Source organism: Stenotrophomonas sp. 220_Sma (assembly GCF_056487375.1).
This window is the reverse complement of record NZ_CM151348.1, coordinates 1,750,406-1,771,410: the sequence shown is the minus strand read 5'-3', so window position 1 is coordinate 1,771,410 and position 21,005 is coordinate 1,750,406. Positions and strand designations below refer to the sequence as shown.

Sequence of the window (21,005 nt, the reverse complement as noted above, 5' to 3'; positions counted from 1 at the left end):
AGCATGGCTCGACTCTACAAGGGGGCGTGCCTGATCAGGCCTCCTGCAGCCCCGGCCGACCGTGCTCGACCGCATAGCGCTTCCAGCTCTGCAGTGCGCCATCTGGCTGCATCACGGTATCCAGCGTTTTCATGTCGCCGATCCACGCATCACGGGTGACATCGCACAGCACATAGCCACGCTTGTCGGTGGTCGCCCTCAGATAAGGGCTGTGCGCGAGCTGATTCCTGGCGTACGCATCCACGCCCTGGCCGTCGGCGCCGGAAGTGATCGAAGTGGCGAGGAACTCACTGGAGACCACGCCTGAATCACGATGGTCCTGCACCAGGTCGCTGGCGTAATGCCGGTGTGCGTCGCCACACGCCGTCACCACGTTGCCGAATCCGACCTTCTGGATGTGATCGAGCAGGCGCCGGCGGCTGTCCAGATAGCCCGACCATTGGTCGTCGGACGACTGCACCATCCCGTCCTTCTCGCGCATGTAGTTGCCCAACGCCACCTGGTGGGCAATGGTGTGCCAGCGCGGCGCGGCATCGGCCAGGCCGTCGAACAGCCAGCGCTCCTGCTTCGCACCCACAATGCTGCGCGCCGGTGATTCCACTTCCTCGCTCAGCGCCATGTTTACCTGCTTGCTGCGGTACTGGCGTGTGTCGAGCAGGTGCAGGTCCATCAGCGTGCCATAGCGTGCGCGCCGGTACATCTGCATGTGGCCATCGCGCGGGAACGCCGAACGGCGCAGCGGCATGTTCTCGTAGTAGGCCTGGAACGCCTGTGCACGGCGCAGCAGGAACACTTCGCTGGGCGTATCGTCCTGGTCTTCGGCGCCGGCCCAGTTGTTGTCCACTTCATGGTCATCGAAGGTGACGAACCACGGCGCCGACGCATGCGCGGCCTGCAGGTCGGCATCGCTCTTGTACTGGGCGTAGCGGCGACGGTAGTCGTCCAGCGTGTAGGTCTGCGGCCCGACATGATTGCGCAGGTTGGTGAACGGCTGGCCGTTCATTTTCCGCAGGCCCGGCTGGCTTTCGCCTTCGTAGATGTAATCACCGTAGTGGAAGACGAAATCCAGCGGTTCCTCGGCAATGCGCCGCCACGCGGTGTAGTGGCCTTCTTCGTAGTGCTGGCAACCGGCCACCGCAAAACGCACGCGATCCACTGCGGCCGTGGCTGCGGGCAGCGTGCGGGTGCAACCGACCGCACTGGCGTGGCCGCCTACGGTGAAGCGGTACCAGTAAGGCCGTGCGGGCGCCAACCCACCCAGCTCCACGTGCACGGCGTGGCCGAGTTCGGGATGCGCCATCGCCGAACCCTGGCGTACCACCCTGCGCATGCCCTCGTCCGCGGCCAGCTGCCATTCGACCACCATCGGCCGGGTCGGCATGCCACCGCCGAACACCAGCGGCTCGGTCGCCAGCCGTGTCCACAGCACCATGCCATCGGCCGAAGGATCACCCGAGGCCACGCCCAGGGTGAACGGCGTGCTGGCGAACCGCGGCGACGCCAGCAGGTTGCGCGGGTTCAGCGCGGCGGCATCGGTCTGTGCGGCCAGCGCGTGCGCCGTGCCCATCCACGCGCCGGCAGCAGACAGGCCGGCCAGGGCCAGGAATCGCCTGCGATTGATCATATCCACGGCTGTGCCCTCAGTTGTAGATGATGTGGAAATAGAAGAAGCGGCCGTAGTCGTCGATCTCGGTACGGAAGCGCCCGTTCGGGCCGGTGCTGTAGGTCGGCTGCGTGTTGAACAGGTTCTTGGCCTCGTACTTCAGCGTCACGTGCCTGCTGACCTTGTGGCTGAAGCCCATGTTGAAGGTCATGTACGGGTCGTAGTACGAATCCAGCCACTGGGTATCGCCAAAGTCGACCAGCATCCGGCTGCGGTAGGTACCGGACAGGCGCAGCTGTGCGCTCTTCCACGGCATGCGCCAGATCACCGACCCATTGAGCGACCAGTCCGGCTGGTACAGCAGGCGGTCCAGGCGGCGTTCGGTGCCATCACTGATGCGGTAGTTGGTCTGGCCTTCCAGCCGCGTGGCGTTGAAGTACATGTCGAAGCGCTGGCGGCCCCACTGCAGGTTGCGGTTGGCCACCGCGAACTCGACGCCGCGCAGCTTGGACTCATCGGTGTTCATCGGCTGGGTGACCCGGTAGCGCGTGTCACCCACGTTCTCGAAGGTGGTCAGGGTGTAGATGTCGTCCTTGATCACCTTGTCGAACAGCGCAATCGAGACCAGGCCGTTATTGCCATTGAAGTACAGGTCCCACGCCAGGTCGATGTTGGTGGAACGGCGCGGCTGCAGGTTGGCGTTGCCCTGCTTGATGGTGCAGAAGCCCCTGCCCTCCTCGTCATCACCACAGCTGGTGCTGGTGGCCTGGGCGATGTTGCTGGGTGTCGGCCGGCCCAGCGTTCGGCTGGCGGAGAAGCGCAGGCGCTGGTCCTCGCTCAACTTGAACGTCGCATTCAATGAAGGCAGCAGGTTGTTGTAGCCACCGCTCGTATTGCGGAAGGCAGAGGTATACGTAGTGCCGCCATCATCGCTGAATGGGCTGTAGGCATCGAAGCGGGTGTGGTCGTAGCGCAGGCCGCCGATCAGCAGCAGCCGGTCCCAGGCGTAGTGTGCGGACACGTAGGCATTGGTGATGTCCTCCACGTACTTGTAGTCGCTGGTGAAGTTGGCATTTGGATACGCCGCATTGTTGTTGCCCAGTTTCGGCAGCAGTTCCTCGTTCCACTTGCGGTTGTCGATCAGCGGGAAGCCCGGCACGCTGCCCAGCAGCGTCGAACCCGGATACAGGTAATCGTTGAGCGTGGCACTGCTCTTGAAGTAGTCGAAGTCGATGTCCTGCCAGATCTTCAGATGGCGGTATTCGGCGCCGGCGGCCAGGCCGAAGCCACGCGCATCGGCGTCGACGTTGTAGCTGAAGTCGGCACGCAGGTTGTCGATGCTCTCCTTGGCGTCGCGCGGCGAGACATAGGCCTGTGCCGGGTTGAGTTTGAACGCCGAGCTGGTCAGCAGGCTGGAATCGGAAACCGCCACTGCGTTCGGGAAGCCGTGGCTGTCGTTCTCGTAGTCGACGAACAGATTGCTTGGGTAGGCGCGCACACCCCAGTAGACCTGGTTGTTGTGGAAGGTCTCTTCGGTGTGGCCACCGCGCAGGGTCAGCCGCGAGCGATCACCGATATCCCAGTTGAAGCTGGCGATGGCGCCACGATTGCTGCGGTCCCAGCGGTCGTGGCGGTTCTTGATGTAGATGCTGTTGATCTGGGTGGTGCCACTGTCTTCGGTCTGGTTGCGGATCGGAAATTTGGCGTTGCCGTACAGATCGGTCTTGTTCATCGTCGAGTTCTCGTAGAACCGGTACGAGTACAGCAGCAACGATGCGTAGAAAGGATCGTCCGATGGCTTCCATTCCAGCTTGGCCGAGCCCCCGAAGTTGGTGATGAAGTTGGTGTAGGTGCCGGTGCTGAAGTTGCCGGGCGCACGCAGCCCGTTCCAGCCCTTGGCCTCGTCCGGCCCGGTGGTGCCGTCGGTGAGGTACTTGCCGGCGTCGTTATAGTAGTAGTTCGACTCCACCCAGCGCTTGACGCTGTTGCGCGAACGCTGCTCATAGCGCGCTACCGCAACAAGGCCGAATTCCTGGTCGGCGCCGAACTGGTTGGAGAACACCATCTTGGCGCTCTTGCCGAAATGCCCCAGGGTCTCGTGGTTGCCACCGGCACTGCGCTCGACATTGGTCTCGGCCGTGGAGTAGATACCAGCCACATCGGCGAACACGTACTTGCCGGACCGGTCGAAGGCACTGCGGCTGATGATGTCGATCACGCCGCCGATCGCATCCGGCGCCTGCTCTGCGCTGAAGCTCTTGTAGATGTCGGTGCGGGTGCCGATGTCGCTGGGAATCAGCTGCAGGTTGTTCATGCGCTCACCCGAGCCACTGCCACCCACGCTGGCAATCGCGATGCCATCGATGGTGGTGTAGTTGAGGTTGGCCTGCACGCCCCGCACCGTCACGTAACGGGGCTCACCGGCATCCTCCACGGCACTCAGGCCCGGCGCGGCCATCAGGCTCTCGGCCAGGGTCTCGTCGCCGTAGCTGTCCATCTCGTCGTAGACCACCGAATCCTTGATCACCGGCGAGGTCTTCTTCTGGTCGATCACCTCATGCGCAGCAATCACCTTCACCGTGCCCAGGGTCGGCGCCACCACAGCTTCGGCCTCGCGCGGCTTCGGCGCGGCCGGCTTCGGTTCGTTGTGTGCCGGCGTAGGATCAATGGCGATGACGTTGCCATCCACCACGGTGTAGCCCAGGCCAGTCCCTGCCAGCAGCGCGTCCAGCGCCTGCTTGACGGTGGCACCGCGCGGCACCGCACCGGCCATGTGCACGTCACCGCTGCCCGAATACAGGAACTGCACGCCGGAACTGCGCGACAACTGCTCCAGCGCGCGCGCCAGCGGCTGCGCCGCGATCGGCGCCGAAACGCGGGCCTCGAGGCCATCGGCAGTGGCCGCAGCCGCCAGCGGCACGCTGCAGGGAGACAGCGCGAGGATGATCGACAGGTAAAGCGTGTTGCGCATCACGGGTCCTTGGAAGAGAGAAAGCAGCAGGTGCCGCTGCGTGACTCGGCAGCGGCTTCTCCCAAGTAAGAGCCCGCATCCACCGAAGTGGAGAACGCGGATTTGATGAATTTTTTCTGACAACCCACGGCCATGTCGACCTCAGCGACTGCCAACCCGCACGGTGTCGCCTTCGCGCCGCACCACGAAACGCGGATCGCGTTCGAGGAAGGCCTGCAGCGCACCGATGCGATGCGCGTCCAGGCTGCCGGACAACCGCGCCGACGCCGCACCTTCATCCAGCACCCGAACCTGCACCTGGTTGTGGCGGTTGAAGGCGGCGGCCACCTCATCCAGCCGCTCGTCCAGGAAAGAGACCTTGCGTTGCTGCCAGTCCAGCAGCATCGACAACGGCACATCCAACGACTCGACCGCATGGCTGCGCGCGTCGACCTGCACCACCTGACCTTTACCCAGTTGTGCAAGACGCCGCGCATCCGCACCGTGGCTCCACACTTCCACCTCGCCGGAAACCACACCGATGCGGGTGCCCTGCAGCCGTCGCGACACGTCGAACACCGTGCCGATATCGCGGATCTGCAATCCGTTCACCTGCACCTCGAACGGCCGTCGGTCCAGGGCGATGTCGAACGTGGCCTCGCCCTGCAGCAGCTCCACCCTGCGGCTGAACCCGCCCATGCGCACCCGCAGGCGGCTGTCCGCGTTGAGCCGCACCTGGGTCTGGTCGGGCAGCACCAGGTCGCGAATTTCTCCATGTCCGGCGCTGTAAAGCTGCTCGGTAGGCATCAGCTGCGGTACCAGGCCCACGCCGAGCAGGGCGATACAGGCTGCGGCAGCCGCCACCCACCAACGCGTGCGACGGCTGTGCGGCGCACTGCGCAGCGGGGCCTGTGCGTGTCCGAACAGCGGCACGACCTTGGCAGCGGCCTGCTGTGGCGGCACCGAGGCCTCTTCAGCCAATGCCGATTGCAGCGCCTCACCAACCTGCCGGTGCAGTGCGAGGGCGTGCATATAGGCGCGCACATGCTCCGGCGAGCGCTTCATCCAGTCCAGCAACGCAACCCGCTCGGCTTCGCCCAGCACGCCCTCGCGATTGCGCTGGAACCAATCCATGGCCTCGCTGGCGATCACGTCGTCGGCCGCACCCGATGGATTCCGTTTCATGTGAGCTCCCTGGCGCCCAGCGCCTTCCTGCAGGCGTCCAGCCCCTTGCCGATATGCTTGCGCACCATGTGCACCGAGACCTGCAGCTGCTGGCTGATTGCCGGGCAGTCCAGCCCGTCGCGATAATGCAGCTCCATCACCCGCCGCGTGGTCGCCGGCAGCCGTGCGATGGTGCTGCGGATATCGCTCCACCGCTGCGCGCGCTCGAATTCGCCTTCGATGTCTTCTTCGCTCTTCAACACTTCGGCCAGGAGGTCGACGTCCTCCAGCGGAGGCAGCGACGAACGCGCGCGCGCGTGCTCCCGTGCAAGATTGGCGGCCACGGTGAACAGGTAGGCTTCCGGGTTCTCGACCGCGTCGGCATGCTCACCGGTGCTGCGCAGCAGCCGCAGGTAAACCTCCTGCGCCAGATCCTCGGCATCTTCGCTGGCAGAACCCCGGCGCAGGAAGAAGCCGCGCAGCAGCCGCCGCCGCAGCGCATAGCTCTTCTCCCAGATCCTCACGCTGTTCACGGCCGGCCAACCACCCCAAGGCTGGAAAGCCCCGCAGGGTGACGGCCATCGATGACAGTGGCGTTTCAACTGCCGGCACGCAGCCGCTAGAATGCCGCCCCTGCAGTTTCCAGCAGCCGGCACAAGGAGTGCCCCGCAATGAACGCCCGCACCGCCATCAACACCCTCAGCAGCCTGCTGTTCCTGCTGCTGGTCGCCCACACCACCGCCTACCAGCAGCAGATGTGGCCGCCCAGCCGTGTCGTCCACGTGCATCCGGTGGTCGTCGCCCTCGCCTACGCGCTGGGCCTGCTCACCCTGCTGCTGTGGATCGGAGGACGCCGCTTGCCGGAACGCTGCCAGCAGCTCTCGGGCTGGCTGCCGATCGTGGCCTGGTGCCTGCTGGGCATTGGTGTGGCGGTCATCCCGATGTTCTTCCCGGGCCTGTCACCGGCCTGATCAGCGGCCGCACCCAGCACGCCCGCCCATGATACGGCGCGCCGTGCCAACCCTTGCTTGCCAGAGACCCAAGCCGGGCCCGCCTATCGAAGCCGGGTGGCCGGGCCTACGCTTGTCTTCTCGGCGGCCGCCACGGTCGCCCTTCGCGTCACGGCCCCGCCGTTGCGACCCCGCTCCAGTGCTGTGCGCCCTGCCGGTGTTGTCGCCCAGGCAGACGTCCGACCGGCGCCCTCTGGAGACAGTCATGAACCAAGCGCTCATTCCCTTCGACACCGATCCGCTGGAAACCCGCGAGTGGCGTGAATCACTGGAAGCGGTGATGCAGACCGGTGGCCGGCCGCGCGCGCACTACCTGATCGACCAGCTCAGCGAGCTGGATGCACAGCAGCACGGCGACCTGCATACCCGTGCCTGGACCGCCTACGTCAACACCATCCCGCCCGAGCGCCAGCCGGCCTACCCGGGTGATCTGGCCATCGAGCGCCGCCTGAACGCGATGATCCGCTGGAATGCGATGGTGATGGTGCTGCGTGCCGGCAAGCATTCCAACGTCGGTGGCCACATCGCCACCTACCAGTCGGCGGCAGTACTGTACGACGTGGGCTTCGATCATTTCTTCCGTGGCCGTACCGACACCTTCGACGGCGACATGATCTACATCCAGGGCCACTCCGCGCCGGGCATCTATGGCCGCGCGTACGTGGAAGGCCGCATCGATCCGGCGCGCATGGACAACTTCCGCCGTGAAGCCGGGCGCGAAGGCCTGTCCTCGTATCCACACCCGCGATTGATGCCGGAGTTCTGGCAGTTCCCCACCGTGTCGATGGGGCTGGGCCCGCTGACCGCCGCCTACCAGGCGCGCTACATGCGTTACCTGGAATACCGCGGCCTGAAAGAACACCAGGGCCGCAAAGTCTGGGCCTTCCTCGGCGACGGCGAGATGGACCAGCCCGAATCGCTGGCGGCGATCTCGCTGGCCGGCCGCGAGCGGCTGGACAACATCGTGTTCGTGGTGAACTGCAACCTGCAGCGCCTGGACGGTCCGGTGCGTGGCAACGCCAAGGTCATCCAGGAACTGGAAGGCACCTTCCGCGCCGCTGGCTGGAACGTGATCAAGCTGATCTGGGGCAGCGGCTGGGACGACCTGCTGGCCCGCGACCACAGCGGCCTGCTGCGCCAGCGCATGATGGAATGCGTGGACGGCGACTACCAGACCTTCAAGTCGCAGAACGGTGCCTACGTGCGCGAGCACTTCTTCGGTCGTTACCCCGAACTGCTGGAACTGGTCGCGCACATGAGCGACGACGACATCTGGGCGCTGGCGCGTGGTGGCCATGATCCGCAGAAGGTGTTCGCTGCCTATCAGCAGGCAGTGAACACCAGCGGCCGGCCCACCGTGATCCTGGCCAAGACGGTCAAGGGTTTCGGCATGGGTGAAGCCGGTGAAGGCCAGAACATCAACCACCAGCTGAAGAAGATGAGCGCCGACGCGGTGCGCGCCTTCCGTGACCGCTTCAACCTGCCGGTCAGCGACGACCAGCTGGAGGACATGCCGTACCTGCGTCCGGAGCCGGGCAGCGCCGAGGCGACCTACTTCGCCGAACGCCGCCGCATCCAGGGCGGGCAGCTGCCGGCGCGCCTGGCCAAGGTCGATCCGCTGCCGCTGCCGCCGCTGTCGATCTTCAACACCCAGCTGCAGGGCAGCGGCGATCGCGGCCAGTCCACCACCATGGGCTTCGTGCGCATCCTCACCAGCCTGCTGAAGGACCCGGAACTGGGCAAGCTGGTGATTCCGATCGTGCCCGATGAATCGCGCACCTTCGGCATGGAAGGCCTGTTCCGCCAGATCGGCATCCATTCGTACCTGGGCCAGCTGTACACCCCGCAGGATGCCGGCCAGCTGAGCTACTACAAGGAAGCCAAGGACGGCCAGATCCTGCAGGAAGGCATCAACGAATCCGGTGCGATCTGTTCGTGGATCGCCGCCGGTACCGCCTACAGCAACCACGGGCTGGCGACGATTCCGTTCTACATCTTCTACTCGATGTTCGGCCTGCAACGCGTCGGCGACCTGGCCTGGGCCGCCGCCGATGCGCGCACCCGCGGCTTCCTGCTCGGCGCCACCTCCGGCCGTACCACGCTGATGGGCGAAGGCCTGCAGCACGATGACGGCCACAGCCACGTGCTGTCGTCGGTGATCCCGAGCTGCGTGTCCTACGACCCGACCTACAACTACGAGCTGGCGGTGATCATCCACGACGGCCTGCGCCGCATGTACGTCGAGCAGGAAGACATCTACTACTACATCACCGTACTCAACGAGAACTATCCGCAGCCGGCGCTGCCCGAGGGCGCCGAGGCCGGCATCCTGAAGGGCCTGTACCTGCTGCACCCGGCGGCCGCCGACAGCGACTCGCAGCCACGCGTGCAGCTGATGGGCAGCGGTTCGATCCTGCGCGAAGTGGAAGCCGCGGCAGAACTGCTGCAGCAGGACTTCGGCATCGCCAGCGATGTGTGGAGCGCGACCAGCCTGACCGAACTGCGCCGCGATGGCCTGGCCGCCGAGCGCTGGAACCTGCTGCATCCTGCCGAGGAGCCCCGCGTGCCCTACCTGCAGCAGTGCCTGCAGGGCCATGAAGGCCCGGTGGTGGTGGCCACCGACTACATGAAGATCGTCGGCGACCAGATCCGTCCCTTCATCAACGACCGCCGCTTCACCGCGCTCGGCACCGATGGCTTCGGGCGCTCCGACACGCGTGAGTCGCTGCGCACGTTCTTCGAGGTGGATCGCCACTTCATCGTGCTGGCCGCCTTGAAGTCGCTGGCCGACGAAGGCCGCATCGAGCGCGCGCGGATGCAGGACGCCATCGACAGGTACGGCATCGACACCGGCAAGCGCGACCCGGCTGCGGTGTAAGGCTGCTGCATTCACCACGCCCGTTCTACGGGCGTGGTGCCGGCGGCAACGCTAGGGCATTCGCTTGAACAGATTGGTCTGCAGGATCGGCGTACCGTCGTGGCCGTAGAACGCCTTGGTCTCGGTCATCGTCGAGCGGTCGGCCGCGACGGTATAGATACGGGTGGAGGCCGGCGTGCCGTGGTCCACCAGCTGCATCACCAGGGTGTTCGGCGCTGGCAGTTTCAGGTTGGCCTTGTCTGCGCCATAGGTGCCGGACAAGGGCCCCGGCGTGCCGTCCAGCGCCAGCGTGCCGTCGGACTTCATGGTCTTGCCGTCGTGCAGGACGATGTCCACGTGTGAACTCCAACGCCCCGCACCGGCGTCCTTGAACTCAAGCACCACATGCTTCGGGCGCTGCGCTTCGGGTAGCGCGGACGTGGCGATATCCAGCGACCAGCGCCCCAACAGCGGCGAAGGAGATGCCTCCATTGCCAGCGCCGGAACGGCGGGGAGTGAAAGCGCAGACAACAACACAGCGGACAACAGCTTCATACGTTGCTCCGTTCCCGTGAAGAGGACGCTGCGTGAAGCACTGTGGGGCGCAGCATCCGGATGCTGCACAGCATCGGCGCCCCGCACAAGGCAGGGCGCTGAACGGAGGGCAACGCCGTGCCTTAATAGCCAACCTTCACAGTGAACATCACGTTTCGCGGCGCGCCGTACCAGCCCTGATTGTAGAAGCCGATCTGCGAGTAATAGTGGCGGTCGAACAGATTGTTGATGTTGACCGCCGCAGAGACGTGGGAACTGAACTGATAGCGCGCCATCAGGTTCACCAGCGCGTAGCTGGGCTGCTCCACCGGCACACGGCGATTCCCTGGCGCGGTGGCGGTCTGGTACATGCGGTTCTGCCAGTCCACGCCACCGCCGATCGTCAGCCGATCCCAGGTACCCGGCAGCCGCCAGGTGGTGAACAGCTTGAACAGGCTGCGCGGCTTGGCGGTGTTGATCGCCCGTCCCTGTGCATCCTGCGCGATGAAGGTGGTGAAGCTGGTACCCAGGCTCCAGCCCGGTAGCGGCTCGCCGGCCAGCTCCAGTTCCAGGCCATCCACGGTTGCGCCCTTCACCGCACGGTAGGCCGCCTGCGTGCTGCCTTCGACCAGACCACCAGTGGCCTCGGCCAGGTTGTCCTGCTGGGTGCGGAACAGCGCCGCCGACGCATTCAAGCGCTCCTGCAGCCAGCTGCCCTTGAGGCCCAGCTCATAGCTGCGGCCACTGACCGGATCGAGGATCTGCCCGGATTCGTTGCGGTTGTTCTGCGGCTTGAAGATGCCGGTGTAGCTGGCGTACACGCTGCTGTAGCCGTTGAAATCCCAGACCACGCCGGCATACGGTACGAACTCGTTGCGGTAGCGGTACTTCCGCTTGGTGCCAAAGTAGACCTGGTCGGTCTCCCAGTTGCTCATGCGGCCACCGACGATCACGTGCAGCGGATCGGCCAGCGACAGCCGCGCCACCGCGTAGGCACCGCTCTGATGGTTGTCCAGGTCATCGGCCTGGGTCTTGCTGCTGGCCCACGTCGGCTCCGGCGTGCCCGGCCCGTGCCAGTCCAGATAGCTGGCCAACGGCGGCAGCGGCGCCAGCGCGCGGTACTGCCCCAGCGCGATTTCATCGCGTGAGCGCGACCAGCCGATGGACGCAGTGTGCTGGCGGCCGAACAGCTGGAACGGACCGGTCAGGCTGGCGCTGATCGCTTCGCGGCGCACCGGACCGTCGTAGCGGGTGAAGCTGTTGCCATTGGGCATGGCGCCGGTAACCGGATCGGGGTAGCCACCGCGATAGAGATGCTTCATTTCCATGTCGGTATGCGATCGGCTGTAGGAGACGCGCGCCTGCCAGTCGTTGCTGAAACGATGGTTGAAATCGAAGAAACCGTTGCGGGTATCGGTGCTCATCCGTGCCCACGGCGCGGTGGCTGATACCGAGCGGTCGAAGCGGGTACGCGTGCCATCGGCGTTGAACAGCGCGAAGCCGCTGCCGAAGCCGCGGTTGTCGTTGCTCTGGTAGGAGATGCCGGCGATCAACCCGGTGTCCTCGCCCAAGTCCACGCTGACCACGCCGTAGAGCGTCTTCGCCGTACTGTCCAGGCCAGCGGTGTAGCTGTCGCCCTCTGCCTGCGCAGCGACCACGCGACCACGCACACGCCCTTCCCGGCTCAGCGGGCTGGACACATCCGCCCACGCGCGCCGTGCGTCCCAGCTGCCGAGGCTGATGCCACCACTGGCAGCGAACTCGCGCAGCGGGCGCTTGCGCACGTAGTTCACTGCCGCCGAGGGATTGCCGGCGCCGGTCATCAGGCCATTGGCACCGCGCACGATCTCGATGCGGTCGTACACCACCATGTCCAGATTGTTCTCGCCGAAGTTCCATGGCGACAACACCGGCATCACCACGCCATCGAACTGGTAGTTGTCGATGTCGAAGCCGCGTGCGGAGAACGAGTAGCGGTTGGCATCGCTGCGCGTGACCGAGATGCCGGGCGCGGTCGCCAGGGCATCGGCGGTGCTGAGCAGGCCACGGTCCTCGATCTGCTGGCGGGTGACCACGCTGACGGATTGCGGGGTCTGCCGCGAGGTCAGCGACAGTCCGGTCGCCGTGCCCATCGAGTCGGTGGTGTAGGAACGCGACGTTTCGGTGCTGCCATCGAGGTCGGCCGTGACCTGCACGGTTGGAAGCTGGGAAGGCGTTACGGACGGAGTGCGTTCGGCGGCGTGGGCAGCGTTGAACAGCGCCAGGGTCGTGCCGATGGCGCTAGCCAGGGCACACGGGCGGAAACAGGCAGGCATGGGAGATCCAGCGGGAAGGAAAGGCTGGATGAGAATTATTGTCATTTGAGCGTGAGCGTACGTATGCGCGGACGCAGCAGGCGTATGCGCACTGCCGACGGTGGTCCGGACTCAGCGAAGCTCGCTGGGCGCTATGCCGTAGCGCGCGCGGAATGCGGTCGCGAAATTGGTGGCGTGCCGGTAGCCGACGAAATGTGCGGCCTGCTGCACGCTGCAGCCCTGCCGCAGCTGCTCGCAGGCCAGCTGCAGGCGCCGCTCGCGCAGCCAGGCGAACACCGAACACCGGTGCACCTGCTGGAACTTCAGCCGCAGGCTGCTCGGGCTCATGCAGGCCAGGCGCGCCAGATCCTCCAGGCTGTGGTCAGCCGCAGGTGATGCCTGTAGGCAGTCGATCACCCGTTGCAGCATGCGGCGATCACGTGCTGAAACACGCTGGTCCGGCGATGCCTCCTGGGCAGGCGCACCCAACGCCATCGCCAGCATCTGCAGGCCCACACCCTCGCACAGCAGCGCATGCATTGCGCCCTGCCAGGTCCCCGACAGCAACTGTTCGGCGGCATGTTCAAGATGCGCGGGTACCTGCCAGCTGTGCAGCCGCCGGCGACCATGGCGATGCGCCTGCAACAGCAGTTCGCTGATCACCGGATCATCCATCTCGGCCGGTGCATCCAGCGAGACATTCAGACTGCGCATCCGTTGACCGGCCGGATGAATCGCAGTCATCGGGGTGGCATCGGCCAACACCATCGCGCCGGCGCCGCGGTTCATGCCGATCACAGCCTGCCCTTCCAGGCGTGCTCCGGCGCGACCTTCCAGCATCACGATCGCAGCGAACGGCGGGGGTGCCTCCGAAGTCGCCTCGAACGGCTGATGCGCGACCACGTCCGACAGCGCCAGGCTGATGCCAGGGCGCAAGCAGCGCTGTTCCACCCTGCCCTCGACCACGCACAGCGCGCCCGAATCCGCGGCGGACGCAAGTGCAGGCAGCCGATAGCGGAAGCCGCTGCTGCGGCCCAGGCGGTCCAGGTCGGCGAGGGTGAGGCTGTGCATGGTGCGCCCGTGAAGAATCACCCGCCATTCTCATATGAGAACCGTTCTCATATCCAGCCTTCGTGGCAAGGCCCAATCCGCCCTTGTCGATACAAAGAGTTACGTTATAACATTTCACATCAAGTTCACGGATCGTGTCATGCGCCGCCATCTCCTTGCTGCAGCCATTCTGTTCGCCGTCCACACCGCCCAGGCCGCGGACGAACCCACCCTCCCCACCCTCCAGGTCCAGGCCACCCAGCCTTCGCGCATTGACAGCCGGGTCACCGTCGACAATCCGCAGGCGCAGAACCGCACCCTCGGCGGCCTGCTCGAACACGTCTCCGGTGTGCAGAGCAGCGCCTTCGGGCCAAACGCGGGCGCTCCGGTCATCCGCAGCCTCAGCGGCAACCGTGTGCAGATCCTGCAGGACGGCCAATCGATTCTGGGCATGAACGCGATCAGCGGTGACATCAACATCCCGTTCGATCCGCTGTTCGTACGCAGCGTCACCGTCAACAAGTCCTCCGACACCGTGCGCTATGGCGGCAATGCGATCGGCGGCAGCGTGGAGATCGACTCGGGCCTGATCTCGCGCAGCATGGAAGACAAGGATCAGTCGATGGAACTGGTCCTGCGCAAGGGCTTCAACGCGGCCGACGCGCAGGGCTTCCGCATGAACTTCAACAACCAGCGCAACATCTCCACCAATCTGCAGGTGTCGCGGCAGCGCATCTCGCACTACGACATCCCCGGCAACAGCAAGGCCAGCGTCTGCAACACCGGGCTGTTCCCGGCAGGCGGGGGCGTCAACTCGGCACTGGCCGACGCCTGCCAGAAAGAGGCGCGCGTCCAGCAGATCTACAACAAAGCCTCGCAGCCATACATCGACCAGTTCATGACCGAGAACCCGGACTGGGCCGACGGCGATTTCTCGTTCTACACCAACGCTCCGACCTCGGTCTGGCAGCGCCGCACCTACATCAATCCGGTCAACCCGGCCTACGTGCCCGGCACGCCGTCGTACGTGCAGAAGCAGATCAACAACGATGTCACACCCGACTACCATCACCGGCTGGGCAACAGCTATGCGCGCAACAGTCAGGTGGCCTTCGGCTCGACCTTGTTCTTCGACCGTGGCTACGTGGGTGTCAGCATCGATGCCAAGGACAGCGAGTACGGCGTACCGGGCTTCTCGATGCAGAACCTGTCGTTCGGTTCCAACTATGCCGATGGCCTGCCGGTGGGCGTGGTGATCAAGCAACAGCGCTACGCGCTGGAAGCCCTGCTGCGTGATCCACTGCCGTGGTTCGAGCGCGCGGAACTCCGTGTTTCCAAGCTGGACAACACCTCAGGCGAGCGGCTGGGCGCCACCAAGGCCAACGACTACGATTTCGAGAGCACCCAGGCCGAGCTGCTGCTCAGCCATCAACGCATCGGCCCTCTCAGCGGCCTGCTCGGTTTCAGCCATCAGTCGCGTGATGTCACCGGCAGCGGCTCGCAGCGCTACCTGCCGGACGTGGACACGCGCAGCAATGCGGTGTTCCTGAAGGAGACGCTGGACTTCGGCTGGGCCACCTTCGATGCCGGCGTGCGCCACGAGCGCGTCGACCACGCACTGCAGCCCAGCAGCTTCAAGACCGCGCGCAATGCCGCCAACACCAAACTGCAGAACCGCGACTACCGGCTCAACAGCTACAGCCTCGGCTCGTACGTCGAGCTCGGCCCCTTGTTCTCAGCCAAGATCCGTTACTCATCCTCACAGCGCGCCCCGGAGATCAACGAGCTGTATGCCAGCAACGCGCACTATTCGGTGATGACACAGGAAGAAGGCAACCAGAACCTGGAACCGGAGCGCGCGAAGAACCTGGAACTGACCGGCCTGTTCCACCTCGGTGGTTTCGAGCTGTCCGCCACCGCATACCGGATGCGGTACGAGAACTACCTCTACCTCGGCTACTCCGGCCTGCAGACCGCCAACCGCCTGCCACTGAAGTACTGGAAGCAGACCGACACCACGGTGAAGGGCTTCGAGATCGATGCGTCGCAGGCACTGGACCTGGGCCGCTATGGCACGTTGAACGTCTCCGCCTTCGCCGACCTGGTGAAGAACAAGGCCGACCACCCCGATTCGCTGCGTGCCCACAACGACGGCGAGTACCTGCCGAACATGCCGACCAACCGCTACGGTGCCAACCTGCAATGGCAGCACGAGGGCTGGAAGGCGCAGCTGTCCAGCACCTACTACGACACGCAGAAGTACCTCGGCCGCAATGTCAGCGAGGAAGTGCCACTGGACGCGTTCAACCTGGTCGACCTGCAGGTCAGCCGTGAGCTGCCGGTACGCAACAGCTACATCGCCGGCATGGAGGTGTTCGTCAACGGCAGCAACCTGCTCAATGAAGAAGCACGCCCGCACAACTCGCCGTTGAAGTACATCGCACCGTTGCCCGGGCGAGGCTTCCAGGTGGGTGTGACGGTGAAGCTTTGAGCGGACAAAGGATTCGCCGCCATCCACTGATCGATGATCGGTGGATGGTGATTCAGAGATGAGTATTGGAGCAAAGAAAAACGCCTGCAGATCGAGGATCTGCAGGCGCTTTTTTGTATCTGGCGGAGTGAGAGGGATTCGAACCCTCGATAGAGCTTTTGACCCTATACTCCCTTAGCAGGGGAGCCCCTTCGGCCACTCGGGCATCACTCCGGGGTTTTCTCCGCGTCTGGTGCGTTGCACCTCAGCGGGGCGTGAATCATAACGTTAATCGAGTGCGAAGGTAAAGCGTTATTCGGCAGAATTTTCGCTACCGGTGCCACCGGCTTCGTCACCGCGCTGGATGCGCTGATAGATCTCTTCGCGATGCACAGCGACGTCCTTCGGCGCGGTGATGCCGATACGCACCTGGTTACCCTTGACGCCAAGCACGGTGACGCTCACCGAGTCTCCGATCATCAGGGTTTCGCCGACGCGGCGAGTCAGGATCAACATTTTTGTAAGTCTCCATGGAACCGTGTGGAAGGGTATCCCCCACCGGCTTGACGCTCCGTCAAGAAGCGCTACCACGACAAAGGGAAAAGATTCGCAATGGTACCGTCAGCCGTCCCGCTCCTACAAGAAGGGGGACGGCCAGGTTCATCACAGGCGGGGGCTGACCCATTCGACGACTGCAGCCAGCGCAGTGGCAAGGGCGGGCCCGTCCTCGCCACCACCCTGGGCGAGGTCCGGGCGTCCGCCGCCCTTGCCCCCGATCTGACCGGCGATATGGGACAACAGTTCCCCGGCCTTGACCTTGCCCATTGCGCTGCCGTTCACACCCGCGACCAGGGCGGCCTTGCCGTCCTGGGCGCCCGCCAGCACGATCACCGCATCGCCCAGCTGCTGCTTCAGGCGGTCCATGGCGTCACGCAGGGCCTTGGCGTCGAAGCCTTCCAGGCGCGCCGCCAGCACCTTCACACCGGCAACCTCGACGGCCTGGCCGGACAGGTCGGCGGTGGCGCCAGCGGCAACCTTGGCCTTCACGGACTCCAGCTCGCGTTCCAGCTGCTTCTGGCGCTGGCCAAGGGCGCGGATCTTCTCGACCACGTCGGCAGCGCTGCCGCCAAGCAGGTCGGCGGCCTCGGCCAGGCGGGCCTCTTCGGCATCCACGTAGTCCAGGGCACCCTGGCCGGTGACCGCCTCGATGCGGCGCACGCCGGCGGAGACGCCGCCCTCGGAGGTGATCTTGAACAGGCCGATGTCGCCGGTACGGTTGACGTGGGTACCGCCGCACAGCTCGGTGGAGTAGTCACCCATCTTCAGCACGCGCACGTGCTCACCGTACTTCTCGCCGAACAGGGCCATCGCGCCGAAGTCCAGCGCTTCCTGCATGCCCATGGTGTGCACTTCGGCTGCATTGTTGGCACGCACCTGCTGATTGACCTTGCGCTCGATCACGGCCAGCTCTTCCGCGCTGATCGGCTGGAAGTGCGAGAAGTCGAAGCGCAGGCGGTCCGGCGCCACCAGCGAGCCCTTCTGCTGCACGTGGGTGCCCAGCACTTCGCGCAGGGCGGCGTGCAGCAGGTGGGTGGCGGAGTGGTTGAGGATGGTGGCGCCACGGCGCTCGCCATCGACCTGGCCGGACAGCACATCGCCGACCTTCAGGCCGCCTTCGGACAGGGTGCCGACGTGGCCATGGAACTGGCCAGCGAACTTCTGGGTGTCCTCCACCGCAAGGCGCACGCCGTTACCGGTCAGTACGCCGGTGTCGCCGACCTGGCCGCCGGATTCGGCGTAGAACGGCGTCTGATTGGTGATGACGATGACCGAATCACCCGCATCGGCCGACTGCACCGGACGACCGTCCTTGAGCAGGGCCAGCACGCTCAGGCCGTCGGCCTGCAGGCGGTCATAGCCCAGGAACACGGTCGGGCTGAGGGTGGCCACAAGCTCGGCCGGCAGGGTCACGCCGCCGCCGAACTTGCCGGCTGCACGTGCGGTCTCGCGCTGCTGTTCCATCGCGGCATCGAAGCCGGCAATGTCGACGGTCAGGTCGCGCTCGCGGGCGATGTCCTGGGTCAGGTCGAGCGGGAAGCCATAGGTGTCGTACAGGCGGAACGCGTCAACACCCGGGATCACACCATTGCTGGCCTTGCCGGCCACGTCCTCGAAGATCTTCATGCCGGCATCGAGGGTTTCGGCGAAACGCTCTTCCTCGGCCTGCAGCGCACGGGTGACGGTGTCCACCGCCGCCGGCAGTTCCGGGTAGGCCTCGCCCATCTGCTCGACCAGGGTCGGCACCAGCTTGCTGAAGAACGGCTGGCGCACGCCCAGCATCCAGCCGTGGCGCAGGGCGCGGCGGATGATACGGCGCAGCACGTAGCCGCGGCCTTCGTTGGACGGCAGCACGCCGTCGACGATCAGGAACGAGCAGGCACGGATGTGATCGGCGATCACCCGCAGCGACTTGTTTTCCAGGTCGGCGGTGCCGGTCAGCTCGGATGCCTTGCGGATCAGGGCCTGGAACAGATCGATCTCGTAGTTGGTGTGCACGTGCTGCAGGATCGCCGCCAGGCGCTCCAGGCCCATGCCGGTATCCACGCACGGTGCCGGCAGCGGCACCAGGGTGCCGTCGGGCTGGCGGTCAAACTGCATGAACACCAGGTTCCAGATTTCGATGAAGCGGTCGCCGTCCTCATCCGGGGAGCCCGGGGGGCCGCCGGCGATATGGTCGCCGTGGTCGTAGAAGATCTCGGTGCACGGGCCGCACGGACCGGTGTCGGCCATCTGCCAGAAGTTGTCCGAAGCGAACGGTGCGCCCTTGTTGTCGCCAATGCGCACGATGCGCTCTTCCGGCACGCCGACCATGTCGCGCCACAGTGCGTACGCTTCGTCATCGGTCTGGTAGACGGTGACCAGCAGGCGCTCGGCCGGCAGCTTCCAGACCTGGGTCAGCAGTTCCCAGGCCCAGGCGATCGCATCCTTCTTGAAGTAGTCGCCGAACGACCAGTTGCCCAGCATTTCGAAGAAGGTGTGGTGGCGTGCGGTGTAGCCGACCTGGTCAAGGTCGTTGTGCTTGCCGCCGGCGCGCAGGCAGCGCTGGACATCGGCCGCGCGCACGTAGCTGCGCTTCTCCGCGCCAAGGAACACGTCCTTGAACTGCACCATGCCGGAGTTGGTGAACAGCAGGGTCGGATCATTGCCCGGCACCAGCGGCGCCGACGGCACGATGGTGTGGCCTTTGCCCTTGAAGAATTCAAGGAAGTCGCTGCGGATCTGGGAAGTCGTGAATTTGGCGGATGCGTTCATTGGGGGCTGGCAGTCTGCGGGCCGGCGGGCCCGGACCACCGGCCGCGTTGGCCAGGGTCGCGAGGGACCGCCGAAAACCTAAAGGGTATCAGGCCCGGCGCCGCCAGTCTCAGTCATCCGGGTCGTAGCGGGTCGCACGGCGGATGCTGTCGCCGTCGAAGCCCCGTCGGGCCAGCAGATCGGCGGCCTTGCGCCGCTGCGTCAGGTCCTGCGGACCGGCCTCGCCAAAGCGTCGGCGGACCAGATCACGGGCATTTTCCTGCCAGTCGCCTTCGTAGCTGTCCATCGCCGCGGCAATCGCGGCACTGTCCAGGCCGTGAGTGCCCAGCTCGGCGCGGACATGGATCGGCCCATAACCGGTGTTGGCGCGCATCCGCACCAGGTTCTCGGCGAAACGGGTGTCGTCCTGCCAGCCGGCCTCTGTCAACTTGGCCACAGCCGCCTGCGCGGCTTCGTCTTCGATGCCGCGTGCGGTCAGCTTGCGGGTGAGCTCCTTGCGCGAGTGCTCGCGACGGACCAGCAGGCCCAGCGCTCGTTGCACGGGCGTCTGCTCGCGCGGCCGGCGTTTGCGGCCGGTGGGAATGTCGTCGGCGTCGGACATCGGTGCTCCAAGGGTGGCGCCATCCGTGGCGCCCAGCCCATCCCTGGGCGATTCGAACCTGCGGGACAGGGCGACGTCACTGACGGCGCCGCCCTGCCCCACAGCAAGCCTTATTCGTCGTCGCCTTCGTCGTCGCCTTCCTCACGGCTGGCTTCGGTCGGCTGGAACTTCTCGCGCAGCTCGGCTTCAAGCTTGGCAGCGACCGTCGGGTTGTCGCGCAGGTAGCCGCGGGCGTTGTCCTTGCCCTGGCCAATGCGTTCTTCACCGTAGCTGTACCAGGCGCCAGCCTTCTCGACCAGCTTGGCATCCACACCCATGTCGATCAGCTCGCCTTCACGGCTGATGCCTTCGCCATACAGGATCTCGGTGATGACCTGCTTGAACGGAGGTGCCAGCTTGTTCTTGACGACCTTGATCTTGGTCTGGTTACCGATGATCTCGTCACCCTTCTTGATCGCGCCGATACGGCGGATGTCCAGGCGGACCGAGGCGTAGAACTTCAGCGCGTTGCCACCCGTGGTGGTTTCCGGGCTCTGGCCCGGCATCATCACGCCGATCTTCATGCGCAGCTGGTTGATGAAGATCACCAGGGTGTTGGAGCGCTTGATGTTGCCGGTCAGCTTGCGCAGCGCCTGGCTCATCAGGCGGGCCTGCAGGCCCGGCAGCTGGTCGCCCATCTCGCCTTCGATTTCGGCCTTCGGGGTCAGCGCGGCGACCGAGTCGATCACCAGGATGTCCACCGAACCCGAACGGACGAGCATGTCGGCAATTTCCAGCGCCTGCTCGCCGGTATCCGGCTGCGACAGCAGCAGGTCGTCCACGTTCACGCCCAGCTTGGCGGCGTAGATCGGGTCCAGCGCGTGCTCGGCGTCGATGAAGGCCGCGGTGCCGCCCATCTTCTGGCATTCGGCGATGGCCTGCAGGGTCAGCGTGGTCTTGCCCGAGGATTCCGGCCCGTAGATTTCAACGACACGGCCCTTCGGCAGACCGCCAATGCCCAGCGCGATGTCGAGCATCAGCGAACCGGTCGGGATGGCTTCGACGGGCTCGACCACGCGGTCGCCCATGCGCATCACCGAGCCCTTGCCGAACTGCTTTTCGATCTGGCCCAGAGCTGCAGCGAGGGCGCGCTTCTTGTTCTCGTCCATCGGATTGGTCCT

Annotated in this window: 14 protein-coding genes and 1 tRNA gene; 3 read left to right on the top strand and 12 right to left on the bottom strand. The window is 65.2% G+C overall.

All coding sequences use genetic code 11. The features are described from left to right. Positions 1-34 precede the first annotated feature (34 nt). The 4 genes from ACZLIB_RS08425 to ACZLIB_RS08410 all read right to left on the bottom strand — a co-directional run bounded on the left by ACZLIB_RS08425 (position 35) and on the right by ACZLIB_RS08410 (position 6,250). Complete coding sequence (locus ACZLIB_RS08425) at positions 35-1,630, bottom strand: alkaline phosphatase D family protein (RefSeq protein ID WP_478469582.1); 1,596 nt, start codon at positions 1,628-1,630, stop codon at positions 35-37. Between the two features lie 10 nt (positions 1,631-1,640). Further along, positions 1,641-4,574 (bottom strand): TonB-dependent receptor, encoded by a 2,934-nt coding sequence (locus tag ACZLIB_RS08420; RefSeq protein WP_478469580.1) that lies wholly within the window; start codon positions 4,572-4,574, stop codon positions 1,641-1,643. A gap of 141 nt (positions 4,575-4,715) precedes the next feature. Then, complete coding sequence (locus tag ACZLIB_RS08415; RefSeq protein ID WP_279912523.1) at positions 4,716-5,738, bottom strand: FecR family protein; 1,023 nt, start codon at positions 5,736-5,738, stop codon at positions 4,716-4,718. Further along, on the bottom strand, positions 5,735-6,250 hold the full coding sequence (locus ACZLIB_RS08410) for an RNA polymerase sigma factor (protein ID WP_032128424.1): 516 nt from the start codon (positions 6,248-6,250) through the stop codon (positions 5,735-5,737). The genes ACZLIB_RS08415 and ACZLIB_RS08410 overlap by 4 nt, the downstream gene beginning before the upstream one ends. A 138-nt stretch (positions 6,251-6,388) precedes the next feature. Between ACZLIB_RS08410 and ACZLIB_RS08405 the strand changes: the two genes are divergently transcribed. Together ACZLIB_RS08405 and aceE are read left to right on the top strand one after the other, a co-directional pair. After that, complete coding sequence (locus ACZLIB_RS08405; RefSeq protein ID WP_049422680.1) at positions 6,389-6,688, top strand: hypothetical protein; 300 nt, start codon at positions 6,389-6,391, stop codon at positions 6,686-6,688. 244 nt (positions 6,689-6,932) lie between these two features. Continuing rightward, entirely contained in the window at positions 6,933-9,605 is a 2,673-nt protein-coding gene (gene aceE / locus ACZLIB_RS08400) for a pyruvate dehydrogenase (acetyl-transferring), homodimeric type (protein WP_478469579.1), read from the top strand. 51 nt (positions 9,606-9,656) lie between these two features. On the opposite strand, the gene ACZLIB_RS08395 is transcribed toward aceE, so the two are convergent. The 3 genes from ACZLIB_RS08395 to ACZLIB_RS08385 form a co-directional block, all read right to left on the bottom strand. Then, positions 9,657-10,139, bottom strand: a complete 483-nt coding sequence (locus ACZLIB_RS08395) for a hypothetical protein (RefSeq protein ID WP_049422682.1) — start codon at positions 10,137-10,139, stop codon at positions 9,657-9,659. A 122-nt stretch (positions 10,140-10,261) separates the two neighbouring features. Further along, complete coding sequence (gene fauA, locus ACZLIB_RS08390; protein WP_478469578.1) at positions 10,262-12,433, bottom strand: TonB-dependent alcaligin siderophore receptor FauA; 2,172 nt, start codon at positions 12,431-12,433, stop codon at positions 10,262-10,264. 111 nt (positions 12,434-12,544) lie between these two features. After that, complete coding sequence (locus ACZLIB_RS08385; RefSeq protein WP_049422688.1) at positions 12,545-13,483, bottom strand: helix-turn-helix transcriptional regulator; 939 nt, start codon at positions 13,481-13,483, stop codon at positions 12,545-12,547. A gap of 139 nt (positions 13,484-13,622) precedes the next feature. Here ACZLIB_RS08385 and ACZLIB_RS08380 point away from each other — a divergent pair, with 139 nt between their 5' ends. Next, entirely contained in the window at positions 13,623-15,953 is a 2,331-nt protein-coding gene (locus ACZLIB_RS08380; RefSeq protein WP_478469577.1) for a TonB-dependent receptor, read from the top strand. Positions 15,954-16,073: 120 nt separating this feature from the next. Here the strand turns inward: ACZLIB_RS08380 and ACZLIB_RS08375 are convergent. From ACZLIB_RS08375 to recA, 5 genes are all read right to left on the bottom strand, one after another. Then, positions 16,074-16,166, bottom strand: a tRNA-Ser gene (locus ACZLIB_RS08375). Between the two features lie 78 nt (positions 16,167-16,244). Beyond that, positions 16,245-16,448: a carbon storage regulator CsrA gene (gene csrA, locus ACZLIB_RS08370; protein ID WP_004152909.1), complete on the bottom strand. Its 204-nt coding sequence runs from the start codon at positions 16,446-16,448 to the stop codon at positions 16,245-16,247. A 147-nt stretch (positions 16,449-16,595) separates the two neighbouring features. Beyond that, positions 16,596-19,244: an alanine--tRNA ligase gene (gene alaS / locus ACZLIB_RS08365; RefSeq protein WP_478469576.1), complete on the bottom strand. Its 2,649-nt coding sequence runs from the start codon at positions 19,242-19,244 to the stop codon at positions 16,596-16,598. Between the two features lie 109 nt (positions 19,245-19,353). Beyond that, positions 19,354-19,845 (bottom strand): recombination regulator RecX, encoded by a 492-nt coding sequence (gene recX / locus ACZLIB_RS08360; RefSeq protein ID WP_014036760.1) that lies wholly within the window; start codon positions 19,843-19,845, stop codon positions 19,354-19,356. A gap of 110 nt (positions 19,846-19,955) precedes the next feature. Further along, a complete protein-coding gene (recA, locus tag ACZLIB_RS08355) occupies positions 19,956-20,993 on the bottom strand; it encodes a recombinase RecA (protein WP_478469575.1) in 1,038 nt (345 codons plus the stop codon). Positions 20,994-21,005: the final 12 nt, after the last annotated feature.